The organism is Sporosarcina sp. UB5, assembly GCF_050859005.1.
Lineage (GTDB): Bacteria > Bacillota > Bacilli > Bacillales_A > Planococcaceae > Sporosarcina.
This window is the reverse complement of record NZ_CP125984.1, coordinates 47,501-66,991: the sequence shown is the minus strand read 5'-3', so window position 1 is coordinate 66,991 and position 19,491 is coordinate 47,501. Positions and strand designations below refer to the sequence as shown.

General features: G+C 42.4%; 19 protein-coding genes (1 of these 19 running past the window's edge). 12 read left to right on the top strand and 7 right to left on the bottom strand.

Translation table 11 applies throughout. The annotated features are described in order from the left end of the window. Positions 1-47: 47 nt before the first annotated feature. Positions 48-1,280, bottom strand: a complete 1,233-nt coding sequence (locus QM454_RS00515) for an MFS transporter (protein ID WP_432360200.1) — start codon at positions 1,278-1,280, stop codon at positions 48-50. 281 nt (positions 1,281-1,561) lie between these two features. Here QM454_RS00515 and QM454_RS00510 point away from each other — a divergent pair, with 281 nt between their 5' ends. Together QM454_RS00510 and QM454_RS00505 are read left to right on the top strand one after the other, a co-directional pair. Next, positions 1,562-2,338, top strand: coding sequence for a peptidylprolyl isomerase (locus QM454_RS00510; RefSeq protein WP_432360198.1), 777 nt, complete (start codon positions 1,562-1,564; stop codon positions 2,336-2,338). Between the two features lie 45 nt (positions 2,339-2,383). Next, on the top strand, positions 2,384-2,599 hold the full coding sequence (locus QM454_RS00505) for a hypothetical protein (RefSeq protein WP_432360195.1): 216 nt from the start codon (positions 2,384-2,386) through the stop codon (positions 2,597-2,599). Positions 2,600-2,620: 21 nt separating this feature from the next. Here QM454_RS00505 and QM454_RS00500 read toward each other — a convergent pair whose 3' ends face one another. Continuing rightward, positions 2,621-2,845, bottom strand: coding sequence for a hypothetical protein (locus QM454_RS00500; protein ID WP_432360192.1), 225 nt, complete (start codon positions 2,843-2,845; stop codon positions 2,621-2,623). A gap of 83 nt (positions 2,846-2,928) precedes the next feature. Further along, the gene (locus tag QM454_RS00495) at positions 2,929-4,101 is read right to left on the bottom strand and encodes a MalY/PatB family protein (protein WP_432360190.1); all 1,173 of its coding nucleotides are present in this window, start codon (positions 4,099-4,101) and stop codon (positions 2,929-2,931) included. Positions 4,102-4,185: 84 nt separating this feature from the next. Between QM454_RS00495 and QM454_RS00490 the strand changes: the two genes are divergently transcribed. The 5 genes from QM454_RS00490 to yugI all read left to right on the top strand — a co-directional run bounded on the left by QM454_RS00490 (position 4,186) and on the right by yugI (position 9,621). Next, positions 4,186-4,446 (top strand): DUF1871 family protein, encoded by a 261-nt coding sequence (locus tag QM454_RS00490; RefSeq protein ID WP_432360187.1) that lies wholly within the window; start codon positions 4,186-4,188, stop codon positions 4,444-4,446. A 103-nt stretch (positions 4,447-4,549) separates the two neighbouring features. Further along, positions 4,550-5,104 (top strand): RNA polymerase sigma factor, encoded by a 555-nt coding sequence (locus tag QM454_RS00485; RefSeq protein WP_432360184.1) that lies wholly within the window; start codon positions 4,550-4,552, stop codon positions 5,102-5,104. Further along, positions 5,094-7,277, top strand: coding sequence for a hypothetical protein (locus QM454_RS00480; protein WP_432360182.1), 2,184 nt, complete (start codon positions 5,094-5,096; stop codon positions 7,275-7,277). The genes QM454_RS00485 and QM454_RS00480 overlap by 11 nt, the downstream gene beginning before the upstream one ends. A gap of 127 nt (positions 7,278-7,404) precedes the next feature. Then, the gene (locus tag QM454_RS00475) at positions 7,405-9,135 is read left to right on the top strand and encodes an RNA polymerase sigma factor (protein ID WP_432360179.1); all 1,731 of its coding nucleotides are present in this window, start codon (positions 7,405-7,407) and stop codon (positions 9,133-9,135) included. A gap of 111 nt (positions 9,136-9,246) precedes the next feature. Next, on the top strand, positions 9,247-9,621 hold the full coding sequence (gene yugI / locus QM454_RS00470) for a S1 domain-containing post-transcriptional regulator GSP13 (RefSeq protein WP_432360177.1): 375 nt from the start codon (positions 9,247-9,249) through the stop codon (positions 9,619-9,621). Between the two features lie 139 nt (positions 9,622-9,760). Here yugI and QM454_RS00465 read toward each other — a convergent pair whose 3' ends face one another. Beyond that, positions 9,761-11,074 carry a sigma 54-interacting transcriptional regulator gene (locus QM454_RS00465; protein WP_432360174.1) on the bottom strand — a complete coding sequence of 438 codons (1,314 nt, stop codon included), beginning with the start codon at positions 11,072-11,074 and terminating at the stop codon, positions 9,761-9,763. Positions 11,075-11,213: 139 nt separating this feature from the next. Between QM454_RS00465 and pruA the strand changes: the two genes are divergently transcribed. The 3 genes from pruA (at position 11,214) to QM454_RS00450 (ending at position 15,377) form a co-directional block, all read left to right on the top strand. After that, on the top strand, positions 11,214-12,758 hold the full coding sequence (gene pruA / locus QM454_RS00460; protein WP_432360171.1) for an L-glutamate gamma-semialdehyde dehydrogenase: 1,545 nt from the start codon (positions 11,214-11,216) through the stop codon (positions 12,756-12,758). Positions 12,759-12,853: 95 nt separating this feature from the next. Further along, positions 12,854-14,047 (top strand): ornithine--oxo-acid transaminase, encoded by a 1,194-nt coding sequence (locus QM454_RS00455; RefSeq protein ID WP_432360168.1) that lies wholly within the window; start codon positions 12,854-12,856, stop codon positions 14,045-14,047. 85 nt (positions 14,048-14,132) lie between these two features. Next, a complete protein-coding gene (locus tag QM454_RS00450; protein WP_432360165.1) occupies positions 14,133-15,377 on the top strand; it encodes a Glu/Leu/Phe/Val family dehydrogenase in 1,245 nt (414 codons plus the stop codon). Positions 15,378-15,543: 166 nt separating this feature from the next. On the opposite strand, the gene QM454_RS00445 is transcribed toward QM454_RS00450, so the two are convergent. Beyond that, positions 15,544-15,789 (bottom strand): DUF378 domain-containing protein, encoded by a 246-nt coding sequence (locus QM454_RS00445; RefSeq protein WP_432360163.1) that lies wholly within the window; start codon positions 15,787-15,789, stop codon positions 15,544-15,546. 96 nt (positions 15,790-15,885) lie between these two features. Here QM454_RS00445 and QM454_RS00440 point away from each other — a divergent pair, with 96 nt between their 5' ends. After that, complete coding sequence (locus tag QM454_RS00440) at positions 15,886-17,052, top strand: iron-containing alcohol dehydrogenase (protein ID WP_432360160.1); 1,167 nt, start codon at positions 15,886-15,888, stop codon at positions 17,050-17,052. Between the two features lie 34 nt (positions 17,053-17,086). Here the strand turns inward: QM454_RS00440 and QM454_RS00435 are convergent, their stop codons facing one another. Together QM454_RS00435 and QM454_RS00430 are read right to left on the bottom strand one after the other, a co-directional pair. Then, the gene (locus QM454_RS00435) at positions 17,087-18,097 is read right to left on the bottom strand and encodes a cation diffusion facilitator family transporter (RefSeq protein WP_432360157.1); all 1,011 of its coding nucleotides are present in this window, start codon (positions 18,095-18,097) and stop codon (positions 17,087-17,089) included. 15 nt (positions 18,098-18,112) lie between these two features. Then, complete coding sequence (locus tag QM454_RS00430) at positions 18,113-18,835, bottom strand: MgtC/SapB family protein (RefSeq protein ID WP_432360154.1); 723 nt, start codon at positions 18,833-18,835, stop codon at positions 18,113-18,115. A 115-nt stretch (positions 18,836-18,950) separates the two neighbouring features. Between QM454_RS00430 and QM454_RS00425 the strand changes: the two genes are divergently transcribed. Beyond that, positions 18,951-19,491, top strand: partial view of a DMT family transporter gene (locus QM454_RS00425; RefSeq protein WP_432360151.1) — the 5' portion only. 362 nt of this gene lie beyond the right edge of the window; the window shows 541 of its 903 coding nt (coding positions 1-541); its start codon is at positions 18,951-18,953; its stop codon lies off the right edge, out of view.

Genomic DNA, 19,491 nt, shown 5'->3' with positions numbered 1-19,491 from the left:
CCTCTGAAAAAATAATAGCACATTTCCGAATTGGAAATGTGCTAAAGTTAACCATTCGTTTGACTGTTCTCCTCCGCAAGGAAATCTTCAAAATCTTGTACGGGCTTCCGGTTCGCAATATATAGAAATCCAAACGCGATTAGGAATAAAAACCCGGTTAAGATGAATACGGACGAAATGCCGATATAACCACTGATGATACCACCAAACATTGGTCCGATAATATTTCCAAGAAACCGGAAACTCGTATTATATCCCATCACTTCTCCTTGAATATCAATCGGTGCTTCTCGTCTGACGAGCGCAGTAGTAATCGGGATCATTCCGCCTATCGCTATTCCGAACAAAACTCGCCAAATTATTAATTGCCAAATGGAGGAGACGAAAGCTTGCGGGATGATAAAGATGAAGGAAAGGATTAGCAATGCGCCAAGTACTTTTTCATACCCAATATCATCCCCGAGTTTTCCCCATTTCCTTGCAAACAGAAGATTCCCAACTCCTGCTGCACTAAATGTAAGCCCTGCTAGGAAGGCGACATCTTTAGAATCTGTTAATCCTGCCACGTAAAGTGAGAGTAAAGGCTGGATGCTGAAGTTTCCGATTTGAATCAATGCAGTAACGAGCATTATGTTGAACATAAGCCGATGGTGGAGCAATCCACTCAAGATTACTTTTCGTGAGTAGTGGATTGCCTTCTTGCTTTTCACTTTCTTCTGCTCCTTAATTCCGAATAAAACAATTAGGGCTGCTAGAGCGATCGATAAGGAAGTGATGATGAACGTATATTGAAATCCGAACGTATCAGCCATTAAACCGCCTAACGCGGGTCCAAAAAGCATTCCCGTCACACTTCCCATTTGTAGCGTTCCAAGCTTTTTGCCTGCTTCCTCCCTTGCTGTTTGGGATGAAATGAATGCGAGAGATGTCGGTATGAATCCTGTGACGATACCGTTAAAAAGACGGAGAATGAAAAATGCTTCGACGGATTGAACGAATCCCATGAGGAAGACGGAAGTCGCAATGCCGAAGCCGTTAATGAGCAAAATTGGCTTGAATCCATATTTGTCGGCAATTCTTCCCCAAATTGGGGACATAATTAATGCCGTAATGAACGTAGCCCCGAAAATTAAACCGGCCCATTTTTGGACGTATGCATCCGAATGTTCTCCGAATGTTTCAATATATAAAGATAGGAAAGGCATAATCATCGTCATCGTTCCGGCAACGAGGAAGTTTGCGAACCAAATAATGATGAAATTTCGTTTTTGTACTTTCATATGTGTGACCCGCTTTCATGTGATTCACCGACTTCCATGTGCTTCGGCGATAGTATCTTCTGTAACGTCTAGACTCCGGGCGCAAGCTACTCGGGTCATAAGTCAAAGCAAAAGCGTAGCGTTACGAGCAGCGGCCGTATCTTCGTCTTATGCCTGTCGTAGCATGGCGAGCGCCCTTCGCTTTTGTTTAGTATAAAACAATTCGAAACACGAAGGAAATTACATGCTTATTAATCGAAAATAGAATACGGTTATGGTAAAATGTTTCAGGGTGAATGATTATGAAAAAGATGTCACTAACTTTGCTGTCGGTCTTTTTATTATTGCTACTAGCCGCTTGTGGTCAAAGTGAACAAAAGGGGCAGAATACAGCAACGAATGGATCGTCCAATACGCAAAGCGAAGAAAATCAAAACAAACAAACTGATGATACCTCATCAGATGAAACGACCAATGAGGAGGCCACTACGATGTACCCACAATTATCAAATGAAGTTGCAGCAAGCGAAGCTCTTGTCGTCATGAATACGACGATGGGACCGATTAAAATTAAACTATTCCCAGAAAAAGCACCAAAAACTGTCGAGAACTTTTTAACACACGCGGAGAACGGTTACTATGACGGAATCATTTTCCACCGCGTTATTAAAGATTTCATGATTCAAGGTGGAGACCCAACAGGTACAGGCATGGGTGGAGAAAGCATCTACGGACAATCATTTGAAGATGAATTTACGATGGATCTATTCAATCTTAGAGGTGCATTGTCGATGGCGAATGCTGGCCCGAACACGAACGGAAGCCAATTTTTCATCGTACAAGCATCAAATTCCCATGCATCAGCAGCTCAATTAACACAAGGCGGCTGGCCTGAGGAAATCGCGAAAGCGTACGAAGAAAATGGCGGAACTCCTCACCTAGATCAGAAACATACTGTTTTCGGTCAAGTAATTGAAGGTATGGATGTCGTAGATAAAATCGCTACTGCTAAGACAGATCGATCAGACAAACCGGTTGAAGAAATTTCAATCGAATCAATCGAAATCATCCAGAAATAATTCAGGCTAGGTTGTGAAATAAAATAGGATAGGAAGTGAACGTAAATGGACGTTGTTCTTTTAATGCCGTTCCTTTACTTTCCAGAAGATAAATCCGAGTACATTCCAGCAGCAATATCCTTTGTCTTTTTCATGATTCTCCTTGCGATCACATTTACGTGGATCAGACGGCATTCGAAAAAGCAGGAAGAGGAAACACGCGAGCTGGAAGAACGAATTTTACGCGAACGCCGCGAAGCTAGAGAAAAACAAGAATTTTAATGCGAAAAGGCATGATCCGATTCAATGGATCATGCCTTTTGCATGTGGCGCGCTCAAAGTGCTTGGCTCTGCGCTCAAAGCGTGTGGTCTCGCGCTCAAAGTTGATGTCTTCGCGCTTAAAGCGTGTGGCCTCGCGCTCAAAGATGTTGTCTCCGCGCTTAAAGCGTGTGGTCTCGCGTTCAAAGTTGTTGTCATCGCGCTTAAAGCGTGCGGTTCTGCGCTCAAAGATGTTGTCCACACGCTCAAAGCGATCGCTCCCACGTCCAAAGTCACAGCTTCAAAGAAATAAAAGGGACGAAATCCTACTCGGATCCGCCCCTTTACCATACTTATTCCATAGCTTTAATAAATCTTTCGACGCCGTCCTCAACTAATGAACGTGGAGTAGCGATGTTCATGCGGAGGAATCCGCGGCCTTCTTCACCGTATTTCGTACCAGGCTCAAGTGCCAGTTTCCCTTTATTCAACAGTCTATCCATCATCTCTTCTTCAGATAGCCCCGTTCCGCGATAATCAATCCACAGTAAGTATGTCGCATTCGGTTTTTGAATATGAATTCCCGGAACCGCCTCTGTTAATGTGCTGATGACATAATCCATATTCGATGAAATGATTTCAAGTAGATTATCGAGCCAATCTTCACACTCCGTGAACGCGGAGACAAGAGCTGAAGCCGCAAATGCATTCAATTCCATTTGACCATGGGCCATCGCGTTTTGTTGGAGTGCCTCCCGAAGGTTATCCTCTTTTGTAATCATAACCGCAGCTTGTACGCCAGCTAAATTGAAAGTCTTCGTCGGAGCGACACACGTAATGACGTGTCCGCCTTCCTCTTCGGCAAGTTTTGCGAGCGGAATATGTTTAACTCCTGGAAGAACGAGATCTGCATGGATTTCATCAGAAAGGATTAGCACATCATATTGTTTGCAGAGACGAAGAATGTTTCGCAATTCTTCTTCCGTCCATACGACGCCACCAGGGTTATGCGGATGGCATAAGATAAACAATTTCACACCTTGCTGCAAGCATTTTTCAAAAGCATCGAAGTCGATCGAGTAATTGCCATTCTCTTCCCGTAACTTGCATTCGACAATATTTCTCTTCTGATGACCCGGAACATTGAAGAACGGGGGATAGACAGGTGATGTAATTAAAATATTGTCACCAACATTCGTGAATGTCTCGACAACGGTAGCAATTGCAGGAACGACACCATGATGGAAAAGCATCCAGTCATTTTCGGTCTCCCATTCGTGTCTCGTTGAAAGCCAAGTTCGAACCGCATCTTTACATTTAGTGCATATGTAAGAATATCCGAAAACACCGTGGTCCAACCGTTCTTGCATTGCGGCGATTATAGGCTGCGGTGCAGGGAAGTCCATGTCCGCTATCCACATCGGTAAAATTTCTGAAGCGTCTTCCACTCCATAAACGGCTTCCATATTGCCCCATTTCACTGAACGGGTATTTTTTCTATCTATCACTAGTTCGAACTCTTTCATGCCAATATTCCCTCATTTCCTTTTTTCTTTTTCATTACTATGCTATCATAAATGAAAGAAAAGAAAAAAATAAGGTGACTTGTCGTGCAAACAATCGAAATGAATAAAAAAGCAATCATGCTGCTCGAAGAATGGGATCCTTTTAATGTTGGTAGAAAAGCATATGAGCTTGAAATTGCAGATGTTATTGCAGAACTCCAAGTACTTGATCACCCGACGGATCTTGCGAAACGAATCCGCGAAATTTATGAAAAAACTTATGAAGTGTGGATTCCTCTAGAGAAATGCATGCAAATAGCTTATAAGTTGTTGGCGATAAAATACGAAGCAAAATGTATAGTTTAACAATGGCCGCATCTACGAAAATGTAGATGTGGCTTTTTAAATGAAACATTTACTTCATTTCTTTCGTATCATCAACAGAAGGGATAGGGAGTGAGGGGGTATTATGGAAGAGGCTGATTTAATTACACATGCGCAAAATGGGGATAGAGATGCATTTGCCCAGCTAATGAATATGCACTTCAGAACGATTGAGAAGTTCGCGTACCAATGCGGCGTGCGCCTAGATGATATACCGGATGTGACGCAGGAAGTGTTTATTAAACTGTACAGGTTTCTGCCGCAATTTAATCAGCAACGATTCACGACGTGGTTATATAAAATTACACTTAATACGGCAAGGGACCATTATCGGAAAGCGGGCAGGGAAGTCGCAAGAGAAGAACGGATGAAAGTGGAAGGGAAATTGGCACACGAACCATCAACCGAATCGAAAATTCTTCTGTTTGAAGAGGATCGGGCTTTGCATGAGGCAATTCTTCGGCTGGAGGAAAAGTATAGAATTCCGATAGTCCTATTTTATTTTCAAGAATTGACGTATCAACAAATTGCGGATGTCATGAATATTACATTGGCGACAGTGAAAACCCGCATTTTCAGAGCAAAAGACAGCTTGAAAAAAGAGATGGACATGAAGGGAGGGGTAACACATGGACAATGACAACTTCGAAAAACGGATGGAGTTTTTGAAAAAGTCGTATGAACGTGTACCCACCTCATTTGATCCGGATGAAGTTTTCAGGAAGATTGATCAGGAAAAAGTTTCACAACCGACGGAGCAAACATCTCCAAAGGCTCGAATGAGACAGACCTTCACCATTTGGGCGGCGAGCATTGCGAGCATATTCATAATCGGGTTGATTGGAACTGGATATATATTTGATCAGAAACAGAAATCCGATGAGGAAATTATCCAATCTCCAGTGAAGGATGAATTGATTGAGAACTTGCTAAAGCAATACGAAGAAGAACGTGAAAAACGTCGTGAAATGTTGAAGTTGGATGAAGTGTTTTTTAAGCATTATGCAAGTTATGCAGATAGCACGATTAACTTATTGAAAAACGAAAGTTATCTTGAAATGGTAAGGGAAGGAACGGAAAAAACACATCTTGAAGAGACTTTTAATCGTGCAATAGAGGAATTGAAGTTGCCTTCAGAAATGCTGGAGGATTTGAAAGCAAACAGCCTTAATAACGATGAACAGGGAAGCATCACCTTTTTGGGTGAGTATCGTAGAAAAATTCAGATGCTCATAGAAATTTATGATCAAATCCTAAAAGAGAACAAAGAAGCTATTGATGCATATGAAGTAAGTTCTCATGTCGATAAAGCTGAAATCATGTTATTAAGTACTAAAAGTTTTCCAGAGCAGCTACAAAATATTATCGAAACAATGCGGGATCAGTCGATTCGACTGCATACAGAGAAATATTCCGGGGAAATTAGGACCCGGCATAACAATTACTATTTTTATTACTCCGATTTAGCTTTCAATTTGCATCATCATACAGACGCTTATATTCAAATGATGGTTGAAGAGCCATATATGTATGGCCCGATACTTCAATATCCGCTTAATGAAATGGCATATAAGTTAGGAAGGATGGAACAAACACTCATAAATGTGGAGCAGGACCACTCTTTATATCCTGTATTGGAATCGTATTACCTCACCATTTTCAATGACTTGGTGAAAGGCAGCGAATATACGAAAATCTTCGATGAGGATGGCGTCCTTCTTCCAGATTATCAGGATGTTTGGCGCGGAATGGAAGCGACTGGTGATGTGAGTCCCCTAACCTATGTCATGCAGCCTATCGTCAAAGAAATGGAGGCATCTGGATGGAGGGAATCGAAGAGTTGGGATTCGCTTTCATATGATGCATTAAAAGATGCAATAGTCCTTTATCGCGAGGGTCAATTGGAGTATTACATGTATGGTGAAAGGCCGGAATTCAATAGTGAGACGATAAAGTTCCCGAACGAGTCGTTTTGGAATGAAGTTCGGGCATTGTATGAGGACTTTGAGAAATCATATGACAAGTCGGTTTTAAAAGGGGCATCGCCGATTCACGTATTAGGTGTCTTCGATTACGCAAACGAAATGGAAGTTCCGGAAACGATGTATCATTTGTTGAGTGAAAGTGTAATGTATGACCACTATGGAGAAATCGAACTCGATGACTATGTGCAAAATTGGCGTAAAGGGTTCTCACGCTTCCGAAACGTTACAGAAGCCGTGTTTGACGAAAATACTGTATATCGCGAGCGGTTAAAATTTCATAGCCATGTTTCTTTAATCGGTTCAGATAGGGAAGTACAAATGATTTTTAATGAAGAAGGCATTTGGGAAGTGTACTCAGGGTATATGGAAACCCTCCCATCCTATCAAATGTTCCCTGAAAGGGGATTCAAAGATATGTTAGACTTCGGGGAGTATACGTACGCGTCAATGAACAATTCAACTTATGATATGAAGCATTTAAACGGAGTTCCAGCATTGGATATCGTCGGTGCATATTTCTATGCGTTAAGTAGAGGTAACTATGAAGTTCAATACAAATTATTCTTCCAAGGAGAAGGTTCAGAAGTAGTCGATATTGAAACCTACTTGGAAAATCCAGAAAAATATTCTCCATCTCCACCTTATGAAGATGGAATGTATAAAAGAGCTTCATTCCAAGGTTTGGAACAGGATGAAAATGGAAACTGGCCAGGTGTTGCAACGCTTACAGTCGATACAGAGTTATACCCAAATCTTCCTTCGGAAATGAAATTCCATATGATTTGGACGGAAAATGGTTGGCGAGTCAAGTTCAACCCGTTTCATTAACCAAAGCGACCCGAGAGACTGCCACCCGGAGCTAGACGATAATAAAGGCTGCCGAATGAGGCGGTCTTTTTTCTGTTAATTTGGTATAGTTAGGATAAGGTGGTTTTTGTCAGGGGGAGGTAGGGGTGTGGAAAAGGATAGTTTAGAGAGAAAAGTACTAGCCGGTGATCATGAAGCTTTCAAGCAATGGATGAACATACATATCCAGAATGTTGAACGATTTGCAGTGCAATACGGACTAACACCGCAAGATGCTGGGAAAGTGGCGGAAACGGTATTTAGGAATTTATACAATGATCTTGGGCAACTAACGAAAGAGCAACTTGAAGAGAATGCGTTATTCAAATCTGCTCTGCAAAATTTAAAAGGATTTCAAGTGGAAGCCTCGGAAGTAGGATTGTTTCCATTCGAGGAAGACAATCAACTGCTTCAACGTCTCATAGATTTGCCGAACGAGGCGCGTATCGCTTTCATACTATCTCGTTTCAATGAAAAATCCATTGGGGATATCGCTTGGATTACAGAAACGCTGCCCGAACACGTGGATGATTTATTACAAAATGCACGAGCGAAGCTGGATGGGCCAGATATTGAAAAGCGATTAGAATTTCTAGCAACATCTATCAATCGACTTCGGCCTACTTATGATGAACGAAATATATTTTATTCGAAACCGAAAGAAGCTTTGCCTATCGATGAATCGGTTAGAAAAGCACCATCATCAAAAAGGCCACTTTTACTTTGGCTCTCAGGGGCTGTCATGCTAATCCTCATCCTATCGATCGCTATACTTAGAAGTGATGCGTATGAACGATCTGCGGCGGAAAGATTCATTGAAAACAAGAGGGTTTCGTTCCAGCAAGATCTGGACGAACGATTTGAGTTAATCGGACTCGCGGAACCCGATGAAAATGAACAATCTGCTATTTTTGGAGCTTATAGAATGGATATATACGGCAATGACCATAAGAGAAAGTTTGAACGATATATTAATACTTTAGAGAGTCAGTTGGAAAAGGTCGGGAAAGTCGATACGAAGGAAGCGACTAAAAGGTATAATGATTTAATTTATGATTTACGATTGCCATCGGAAATGATTGAGCAACTTAAGGAAGTTCCGTTGGTAGACGACCGTGAACAGAGCTTAGTGTTCTTAGACGAATTAGCGCAAAAGAATGATTTTCTTAGTAATGCTTACATGGCAATTTTAGCAAACAACGCGAATGTCATTTGGGCATCCGACGCATTTGTCGATGGAATGGTCGATATTGATAAATTTCTTGAGAAAAAATCGGAATATCCGATTGAGTTGCAAAAAGCCATAGATGGTATGGAAACACAGTTTTACTATTTAGCTACGATAAAGGATGTTGCACCTTTACTTCCAAAGTATGGGACTCCTGAACTTAAGGAATTGTTGCATCAAAATCTGCATCCCGACATGAGCGGATATATATTTATGGTAACAGGTGGTTTGGATATCCTGTATGAAGGGTCTTTTTCTGAACAAGTTGCAACAATAATTGAGGTGGAGAAGGAACTACCAAAAACGAGGAAAAGTGATCAACTCAGTGACCGTTTTGACAGTGGGTATACGTGGTTGCTCTATTCGGCAGCAGGGTTTATGAACATGAATGGCATTTACGATCGGAACTTTGCTGTCAAAGTTGAGGTTAGGGAGAGGTGGAAGAGAATAGCGGCCATCGGGGAAAACTCGCCTGCTGGTCAGCTCATGCAGGAAATCGTAGACGAAATGGAAGCGTCCAATTGGACATCGGCGATAGAACACGATATTCAATCACATTTTTTCAGTAGAATTGACAATAAAATTAAGAAAGTAAGAGAGGGATTTCAGTAATTTATCACAATTTTCCTGTCGGTTTTTTTGTTGTGAATGGCCTGTTTATGGTATAATTGTGGATGGCCGTATAGGCAAAATCGATACCAAAAAAGATTGGGAGCTGTTCACATGGGTAAAAAATATGAAGTGGGGGAAGAGTTGACTGGCAAGGTAACGGGAATTCAACCATACGGAGCATTTGTCGCACTTGATGAAGAGACACAAGGTCTTGTCCATATTTCAGAAATTACGTATGGGTTTGTCAAAGATATCAATGACTATTTAGCTGTTGGCGATGAAGTGAACGTGAAAGTGTTGGAAGTCGATTATGATGCAGGCAAAATTAGCCTTTCCATCCGTGCTTTAAAAGAAGCTCCAAATAACCACCATAAAGCGGGCCGTCCCCGCAAATCACTGCAAGATCGAGTGAAAGAGCAGGATGCAGACGGCTTTAATTCATTAAAAGATAAACTGAAAGACTGGATCGATCGTTCGGGATACTAAACAAAAGCGGAGAGAATCGAACTGCGAAGGGTTCGATTTGCCTTAATTTCTGCGGTTTTTGCAGAAATTAAGGCATCCTTCCAGCCACTCGGAGCTAGACGTGAAAATACATTAAAAAACGGGAGAAGGCCATAAGAGCCTATCTCCCGTTTTTTAATTTCCTTAATCGATACTGCAAATTTTGCCTACTCATACCGAGAGCGCTTGCCGTTTTTGTTATGTTATCGTCATGCAGTTTCATTGCCTTCTGTAAATAATATTCTTCTGCTTCCTTCAAATAACGGTCGAGCGGCATGAGCTCCTTATCCGGATTCACGATGAAATCAACGGCTTGTGTAGGCGTGTCGCCCATTCCGTCAATTTTCAACCGGAAATGGAATGGGAGCATGTCATACGTAATAACGGTTTCGTTAGTGGCGAGGGAAACAATTTCATCGAGCAAAAATTCTAGCTCCCGCATATTTCCAGGCCAGTCGTACCGTAGGAAAAGCTCTTCAACTTCCTTTGTTATTCCTGAAAGAGACGTTCCGAAACGTTCCTTCTTTCGTGCTAAATATGAAGTGACAAACGGTACGATATCTTCTTTCCGTTTTTTTAAAGGGGAAATCCGAATTGTAAAGGAAGCAAAGAAATAGTAAAGATCCTTCAATAGACTCCCTTTTGCAATTAATTCAACAGGATCGTCTCCGATGCTTGCGATGAACTGGTGGCCTGGACCAGCTGCATTTTTTAGAAACGCGAAAAGGTTTTGCTGAAGGGAAATAGATAATAAGTCAATTCGCTCACAAAATAATGTAAACGGTTCTGGCATATTCAAATCGTCATTAAGTCGATTTATAAGCGCCGCATCCGATTGGTGACAATGGAGCGTAAAAAAGCGACCATTGGCAGGTGACAATTCATTATGAATGCTTTCAGCAATTAAATCTTTACCTGTGCCTGACTCACCTATGAGGAGTACGGGCAATTTTGCATTTGAAGCTTTACGCGCTGTCGATACAACGGTCTTCATTTCCTCCGATGTAGCGACAATCTGATTGAATGTGACGGGGTCGCTGTTTTTCCGCAAAGGATGCATAACGAATCGTTCAAGTGCAGTGACATCCCGTGCAATTTCCACAGCGCCGACGAGTTCACCATCCCGAAAGACGGGGTATGTGTCGTTAATGGTCGTTATTTCATGCCCTTTTCGATTCCAGTACGTCTGTTTTACGTTTAGTTGTTCCATCCCACTTTGTAGCACTTTCAATAATGTACTCTCTTCTTGCTCAAAGTTGAATAGCTCCAAAATGGAGCGATCCCCGACTTCTTCAAGCTCTAACCCTTCTATCTCTTTCATTTTATCGTTATAAATAACAGTTCTGCCTGACGGATCCACTGCGTGGATGCCGACACCGGCCCGGTTCACAGCGCATTCGTATAAAGGAAAAAGACTTTTTTTAATCGTATTCACGAATCAACACCGTCCGTTTATGTTTTTTCAAAATAAACTAAAACACTTGAAATGTGCAACAATCTCTTGCATTATTATATATAGAACAATAGAATAAGTGCAAATTTATTTTGCTGCTAACAACCTGAGGAGGAGTAAAATGATTCCATACAAACACGAACCATTCACAGATTTTACGCTAGATGAAAACAAAAAAGCATATGAGGCAGCGTTGAAAACTGTCGAGGGCTATCTTGGTCAAGATTATCCGCTGATCATCGGTGGCGAGCGTATTATGACTGAAGACAAACTCGTTTCGACGAACCCTGCGAATAAAGAGGAAGTAATCGGCCGTGTTTCTAAAGCAAGCCGGGATCTAGCTGAAAAAGCGATGAACGTCGCTGACGAAACATTCAAGACGTGGAGCAAAGTGAAACCTGAATTCCGCGCAGATGTATTGTTCAAAGCGGCTGCAATTATTCGTCGCCGCAAGCATGAGTTTTCAGCACTCTTGACGAAGGAAGCAGGTAAGCCATGGAACGAAGCGGATGCAGATACAGCAGAAGCAATCGATTTCTTAGAATACTACGGACGTCAAATGCTAAAGTTGAAGGAAGGCATGCCAGTGGAAAGCCGCCCTGGTGAATTCAACCGATTCGATTACATCCCTCTCGGAGTTGGTGTAGTTATCTCGCCTTGGAACTTCGCATTGGCAATTATGGCAGGAACAACTGTAGCTGCACTAGTAACAGGGAATACAGTCCTGTTGAAACCAGCATCTACAACAACTGTTATTGCTTACAAATTCATGGAAGTGTTAGAAGAGGCGGGTATGCCTGCGGGAGTAGTTAACTACATACCTGGTTCAGGAGCAGAAGTTGGTGACTATCTCGTCGACCATCCGAGAACTCGTTTCGTATCCTTTACAGGTTCACGTGAAGTCGGAACGCGCATTTACGAACGTGCCGCAAAAGTGAACGAAGGCCAAATTTGGTTGAAACGCGTAATCGCTGAAATGGGCGGTAAAGATACAATTATTGTCGATAATGAAGCAGATCTTGAATTGGCAGCCCAATCGATTGTCAAATCCGCATTCGGATTCAGCGGACAAAAATGTTCCGCATGTTCACGCGCAGTAATCCACGAAGATGTTTACGATCAAGTCGTTGCGCGCGTTGAAGAATTGACAAAAGATTTAACGTACGGAGATCCTTCCGACCAATCGAACTTCACAGGACCGGTTATCGACCAAGCTTCATTTGATAAAATCATGAGCTATATCGAAATCGGAAAAGAAGAAGGACGTCTCATTGCAGGTGGAGAAGGAGATAGCTCAAAAGGTTACTTCGTGGCACCGACAGTATTTGCGGACGTCGATCCGAAAGCGCGCATTATGCAAGAAGAAATCTTCGGACCAGTTGTCGCACTTACAAAAGCGAAAAACTTCGACGAGGCAATCGAAATTGCAAACAATACGGACTATGGCCTAACGGGTGCAGTTATTACAAACAACCGCTCACATATCGAACAGGCACGTCAAGATTTCCACGTAGGAAACTTGTACTTTAACCGTGGTTGCACAGGCGCTATCGTCGGCTACCAGCCATTTGGCGGATTTAATATGTCAGGAACCGACTCGAAAGCAGGCGGCCCAGACTACTTGCAACTACACATGCAAGGAAAAACAACGTCAGAAACATTCTAAACGTATCGCGCCTGTCAAGATGCGACAGGAAATATAGTAAGGAAGCAGATTCCTATTCTGCTTCCTTTATACTAACAAAAGGGGAGGGGAAATATATGTCGGTTTCTGAAAAGATCATTTCACAAACGAATAAATACGGGGCGAACAACTACCATCCACTACCGATAGTCATTTCTGAAGCGGAAGGTGTATGGGTAAAGGATCCTGAGGGGAACAAGTATATGGATATGCTATCCGCGTATTCTGCAGTGAACCAAGGACATCGCCATCCGAAAATCATTAAAGCGTTGAAGGACCAAGCGGACAAAGTTACATTGACTTCACGCGCATTCCACAACGACCAACTCGGTCCATGGTATGAATTAATTTGTAAGCTATCTGGCAAGGACATGACGTTGCCGATGAATACAGGGGCTGAAGCTGTGGAAACAGCTATTAAAGCAGCGCGCCGCTGGGCTTATGACGTTAAAGGCATTGAGGAAAATAAAGCTGAGGTCATCGGTTGTAACGGGAATTTCCACGGCCGGACGATGACGGCAGTCTCCCTTTCATCCGAAGCTGAATATAAGCGCGGTTTCGGGCCTATGCTTCCGGGCATTAAGTTAGTAGATTTCGGTAATTTAAAAGCGTTGGAAGAGGCAATTACTCCGAACACAGCTGCGTTCATCATTGAACCGATCCAAGGGGAAGCTGGAATTCTCATCCCGCCAGCTGGCTATATGAAAGCTGCTTATGAACTTTGTAAACAGCATAATGTCCTTTTCATTGCAGATGAAATCCAGGCAGGGCTTTGCCGTACAGGTAAAATGTTTGCTTGTGAATGGGAAGGCTTTGAGCCAGATATGTATATTCTCGGAAAAGCGTTAGGCGGCGGTGTGTTCCCGATCTCTTGCGTCGTAGCTAATAAAGATATTCTCGGCGTGTTTAATCCGGGGTCTCACGGCTCCACATTTGGTGGTAATCCGATGGCGTGTGCTGTTTCAATCGCTTCTTTGGAAGTATTACAGGATGAGAAACTTGCAGAAAAGTCACTTGAACTAGGAAATTACTTCATTGAACAATTAAAGCAAATCAACCATCCGTCGATTAAAGAAGTGCGTGGGCGCGGGCTGTTCATCGGTGTCGAACTTACGGAAGCGGCTCGTCCTTACTGCGAAAAGTTGAAAGAACTCGGTTTGCTCTGCAAAGAGACACACGATACCGTCATTCGTTTCGCGCCTCCTTTAATTATTACTAAAGAAGAACTAGATTGGGCGTTAGAGAAAATATATAAAGTTTTTGCAAGTTGAAAAATAGTACACAAAACCTAATCGGTGTATGGTACAATATGTGCGGTAGAAAAAACATTATGAAATCAAAGAGGCGAACTTTTACATGACTGAAAACCTGAATCTTGTTACGTCTACACAAGTTGTCATTAAAGAGGCACTTGACAAATTAGGCTATGATGAAGGAATGTACGATCTACTTAAAGAACCAATTCGAATGGTGGAAGTTAGAATCCCAGTCCGTATGGATGATGGAAAGGTGAAAGTGTTCACAGGTTTCCGTGGACAGCATAACGATGCAGTCGGTCCAACAAAAGGCGGCGTTCGTTACCACCCTTCGGTCACTGCTGATGAAGTACGTGCGCTATCGATGTGGATGACATTGAAAGCGGGAATTGTCGACTTGCCATATGGAGGCGGTAAAGGCGGAATTATCTGTGACCCAAGAGAAATGTCCATGGGTGAATTGGAGCGTTTGAGCCGTGGGTACGTACGTGCATTGAGCCAGGTAATGGGACCGACGAAGGATATCCCTGCACCGGACGTTTTCACGAATGCGCAAATTATGGCTTGGATGATGGATGAATATAGTAGAATTGATGAATTCAACTCCCCTGGTTTCATTACAGGAAAACCGATTGTTCTTGGTGGATCGCAAGGACGCGATCGCGCAACGGCGGAAGGTGTAACGATTATTATTAATGAAGCGGCGAAAAAGCGTGGAATTGATATGAAAGGTGCCCGTGTTGTCGTCCAAGGATTCGGAAATGCTGGAAGCTTCCTTTCAAAATTTCTTCATGAAGCAGGAGCAAAAGTAATCGGGATTTCCGATGCTTACGGCGCACTTCATGATCCGGATGGATTGGATATCGACTATCTATTGGATCGTCGTGACAGCTTTGGAACGGTTACAACACTTTTCGATAACACAATCACAAATAGTGAACTACTAGAATTGGATTGTGATATTCTCGTTCCGGCAGCAATTGAAAATCAAATTACCGAAAAGAATGCTCATAATATAAAGGCGACAATCGTTGTAGAAGCGGCAAACGGACCTACGACTCCTGAAGCTACAAAGATTCTTACAGAACGAGGAATCCTCCTTGTTCCGGACGTTCTTGCAAGTGCAGGCGGCGTAACAGTTTCTTACTTCGAATGGGTTCAGAACAATATGGGTTATTACTGGACAGAAGATGAAGTTCGCGAAAAAATGACAGCTAGAATGATTGATGCTTTCGAAAATGTTTATAATGTCTCGTCAACGAGAAATATCGATATGCGACTTGCCGCATATATGATCGGAATTCGCAAAACGGCGGAAGCATGCCGATTCAGAGGATGGGCATAACAAAGGCGGAGGGAGGCGCTTAGCCTCGACAGGCGCTGGAGAGCTTGAAAAAAAGGCGCTCTTTGCCTTTTCTTTCAAGATCGAAGCGACCCGAGAGGCTGCCGACCGGAGCTAGATGATAAACAAAAGCAATAACAAAAGCATCTCCTATCAATGGGAGATGCTTTTATACTTCTTCCGGCTCTGCGAGAGTAACCTGTTCCACATTTTCCTCGCGCCACGTATCGAATAGTAATCCAAGTGATATAAGTCCTGAAACTCCTACGACACTATAAAAGAAGCGTGCGAGCGGTTGTGCATAGCCATTTGCAAATTGGGCTACGACGTCGAAACGGAAGAGCCCGACAACTCCCCAATTCAGAGCGCCGATAATCGTAATAGCTAGCGCTAATTTTCGAATCAAAGCAATCACCTCCTAGTAGTATGCTTCCCAATTTAAGCCGCTTCATACTTGCATCATGGAATTCGTTCTTGGATAATGAACAATAGAAAAAGGAGGCTACATATAATGAAGGAATTTGTTTTTCATAACCCTGTAAAATTGATTTTCGGAAAAAACACCATATCAAAGCTAGCGAATGAATTATCGGCTTATGGAAATAGGATCCTCGTTGTTTACGGCGGAGGAAGTATTAAAAAGAACGGTCTTTATGATGAATTGATTAGTATTTTGAAAGAAGAACAAAAGGAAGTATTTGAGCTTGCAGGCGTTGAGCCGAATCCACGCGTCAGCACGGCAAGAAAAGGGGCTGCTCTTTGCAAAGAGCATGACATTGATTTTATTTTGGCTGTTGGCGGCGGGTCTGTCATTGATTGTACAAAGCTAATTGCGACAGCTGCTAAATATGACGGTGATCCGTGGGATTTTGTCATTAAGAAAGATACGCCTAAAGATGCGATTCCTTTTGGTACGATTTTAACGTTAGCAGCGACTGGATCTGAAATGAATGCAGGGTCTGTCATTACAAATGAAGAAACTGAGGAGAAATACGGATGGGGGAGTCCATTCAATTTCCCGAAATTCTCAATCCTCGATCCTACGTATACGCTTTCCTTGCCGAAAGATCAGACCGTTTACGGCATCGTCGATATGATGTCGCATATTTTTGAGCAGTATTTCCATAGTGCGACGAATACTCCGCTCCAGGATGAGTTGTGCGAAGGTGCACTGCGGGCAATTATGGCAGCTGGTAAAGAGCTTGTTAATGATTTGCAGAACTATGAGTTGCGTGAAACGATCCTCTTTGGTGGAACTTGGGGATTAAACGGATTTTTAGGTATGGGGAATGCTGGTGGTGATTGGGGAACGCATGATATCGAGCATGCTGTATCTGCAGTTTACGATATTCCTCATGCAGGTGGATTGGCAATTTTGTTCCCGCATTGGATGAGACATACACTTAAGTTGAACCCGGCGCGTTATGCGAGGTTAGCTGTCAACGTATTCGGCGTGGATCCTGAAGGGAAAACAGATGAAGTCGTTGCAAATGAGGGGATCGATAGGTTGAGGGAGTATTGGACATCTATCGGTGCACCAGAAAGACTCGCGGATTATGACATTGACGACTCGAAAATTGACATCATGGCGAAGAAGGCTGCAATTAATGGGCCGCTAGGAAGGTTTGCTCAGTTAAGTGAAGAAGAAGTAAAAACTTTGTTAGTCGCTTCGTTATAATGTAGGAAGTAGAGGGGAAGTTCGTTTCACCCCTCTACTTTTTATATTCTGGCAGTTTTCTTCGTGTTTCTTCCGACATTGTGGAATCGTTCACGCCTTGCCAAGATTTGATGCCATCGTCTTCATCGAAAGATATTAATACTTCGCGTACACCTTTTTGTTTTAATATCATAGACATGAGCTTGTCCCTAATATCATCAATGTAAGCAAGCGTTTTAGTTGGATCAACTTCAGCAATCACTTCAACGTGAAGAAATTCACCTTCTTTAATGACTTCGATTTTTTGAATATCTTTTATTTCCGGTTCTTTAGCAATCATATGTGCAATGTGGTTTAGCATTTCTTCGTCGGTTTCACCGATTGCTCCTCTGGCATTCTCAAGGAATATTCTTCCTACAACGTAAAACATCATTAAGCCAATTAATACGGATGCAATTCCTTCGGCTTGAAGGAATCCAGTGTAATGTGCAACCAATACTGCGATGAAAGCTAATAATCCTCCGATTGTCGCAACCATGTCCTCCATGAAGACTAATTTAGTGGCGGGCTTCGCTTTATTAAGATTGGTTAAGCTGTAGAAAAATGCTTTTAATCCTGTATGGGTTTGTCCCGATTCATGTGCAACTTCTTTAGATGCCTTTATTAAGACGTAAAATTCGAGCAAGGTAGCGAGTCCAAGGACACTTAAGTTAATGAGGAGTCCTTTTGTTTCGGTCGGGTTCAATATATGATGCCAACCTTCCTTTACTGCCTCATACGACATGATGCCTACGATTATGACGGCTCCTAAACATACAAGGTTGACAACTCTACCGAATCCGTTAGGAAAGTTTGGGGTCGGAGCTTTCTTGGAGAGAGCTGAACCGATATACACAAAAAATTGGTTTGCAGCATCTCCCAAGGAGTGCATCGTTTCCGCAAACATCGCTACATTTCCTGTTAACATATAGGCAACTGCTTTAAGGATGGCGATGCCGGTGTTGACTATTGCCGCCAAAAGCGATGGCTTATTTCCATCCTTAAGCAAGCGCAAAATATCTTTCATGTAAATTAGCCTCCATTAAGGAAAGATTTCTATTTCGACTGATTCGATATAAGGTAATTCAGTCAGCTCAGTGTACAGTTGTGTAGTTTCTTTTTTCGGTAACGCATTCAAACGAAAATCAACTTCATGCACCGAAGGCTTATCATCAAAATGTAATTGACGAATCCGCAGATTTTCTACTATCATATGTTCGGAATGTAAAATCTGGATGAGATCATCGATTTTGTTTTTATCTGAAATGACGACGATGCACGCAGCTTCCTTCGACCGGATTCTTTTCGGTCCAAATTTCCCAAGGGCAGGAGCAATGACTTCGATAACAAAGAGGATGCTTAATACAGCAAATGCTGCTTCAATATAAAATCCTACGCCGACTGCAATCCCGATGCTTGCAGCCCCCCAGATCATAGCAGCTGTCGTCAAGCCGGTAATGTTGTCATTGTCCCTCCTTAAAATTGCGCCGGCACCAAGAAAACCAATTCCGCTTACAATTTGTGCAGCGAGCCGGAGCGGATCCATTGTTACATTAATGTCGTCCCTCGCTGGAACAATGTATGCGGCTTCCATTGAGACAATTGTAAGCAGACAGCTGAAAGTAGAGATGACTGCACTCGTCTTCAATCCGATTGGCTTCTTCTTAATTTCCCTCTCTACACCGATAATTAAACTTAAACCTAAAGCAATTAAGATTTTAATTAACACTTCCGGATACATCGAGTTATTGATAACCCATTCCATATGCTTCCCCCCACTATCATTATCTTGTGTAAGATATGCTATACTCTTTATATTGTCTTTAACCTTAAATGGTTACTATCTAACCTGTATTTCCTTTGAAAGAGAAGTGTTCATCATGGAAAAACCTACAATTCATCCTTATATCCCAATTATCATTGGAGTCATATCAGTGGCGCTTTCAGCGATATTCGTCAAACTGGCAACGGCCGATTCGGGCGTTATCGCTTTTTACCGTATGTTGTTTACGGTGATTCTTATGCTTCCGTTATTCTTGGCTAAATATCGGAAGGAAGTTTTTCTGCTGACGAAGAAAGACTGGATATTTTCAGCGATTGCTGGGGTTTTCCTAGCCTTTCATTTCATACTATGGTTTGAGTCGTTAAACTACACATCTGTCGCAAGTTCAACTGTTCTCGTTACTTTGCAGCCGATCTTTGCGTTTGTCGGTACATATTTCTTCTTTAAAGAGAAGCTGTCAGTAAAAACGATTTTATCTGCAGCTATTGCAATAGTCGGTAGTGTAATTATTAGTTGGAGTGACTTCCAATTGAGTGGCTCCGCTTTTTTTGGTGATATGCTTGCCTTGGCTGCCTGCGCATTAATTACAGCATATCTCCTTTTCGGACAAGAAGTTCGTAAACGACTGTCACTTATTA

Bases quoted from the DNA above. Each gene is read 5' to 3' on its own strand.
- QM454_RS00515 (WP_432360200.1), bottom strand. From the start codon at position 1,280: ATGAAAGTACAAAAACGAAATTTCATCATTATTTGGTTCGCAAACTTC.
- pruA (WP_432360171.1), top strand. From the start codon at position 11,214: ATGATTCCATACAAACACGAACCATTCACAGATTTTACGCTAGATGAA.
- QM454_RS00450 (WP_432360165.1), top strand. From the start codon at position 14,133: ATGACTGAAAACCTGAATCTTGTTACGTCTACACAAGTTGTCATTAAA.
- QM454_RS00485 (WP_432360184.1), top strand. From the start codon at position 4,550: ATGGAAGAGGCTGATTTAATTACACATGCGCAAAATGGGGATAGAGAT.
- QM454_RS00455 (WP_432360168.1), top strand. From the start codon at position 12,854: ATGTCGGTTTCTGAAAAGATCATTTCACAAACGAATAAATACGGGGCG.
- QM454_RS00435 (WP_432360157.1), bottom strand. From the start codon at position 18,097: ATGAAAGATATTTTGCGCTTGCTTAAGGATGGAAATAAGCCATCGCTT.
- QM454_RS00495 (WP_432360190.1), bottom strand. From the start codon at position 4,101: ATGAAAGAGTTCGAACTAGTGATAGATAGAAAAAATACCCGTTCAGTG.
- QM454_RS00480 (WP_432360182.1), top strand. From the start codon at position 5,094: ATGGACAATGACAACTTCGAAAAACGGATGGAGTTTTTGAAAAAGTCG.
- QM454_RS00505 (WP_432360195.1), top strand. From the start codon at position 2,384: ATGGACGTTGTTCTTTTAATGCCGTTCCTTTACTTTCCAGAAGATAAA.
- QM454_RS00430 (WP_432360154.1), bottom strand. From the start codon at position 18,835: ATGGAATGGGTTATCAATAACTCGATGTATCCGGAAGTGTTAATTAAA.
- yugI (WP_432360177.1), top strand. From the start codon at position 9,247: ATGGGTAAAAAATATGAAGTGGGGGAAGAGTTGACTGGCAAGGTAACG.
- QM454_RS00510 (WP_432360198.1), top strand. From the start codon at position 1,562: ATGAAAAAGATGTCACTAACTTTGCTGTCGGTCTTTTTATTATTGCTA.
- QM454_RS00440 (WP_432360160.1), top strand. From the start codon at position 15,886: ATGAAGGAATTTGTTTTTCATAACCCTGTAAAATTGATTTTCGGAAAA.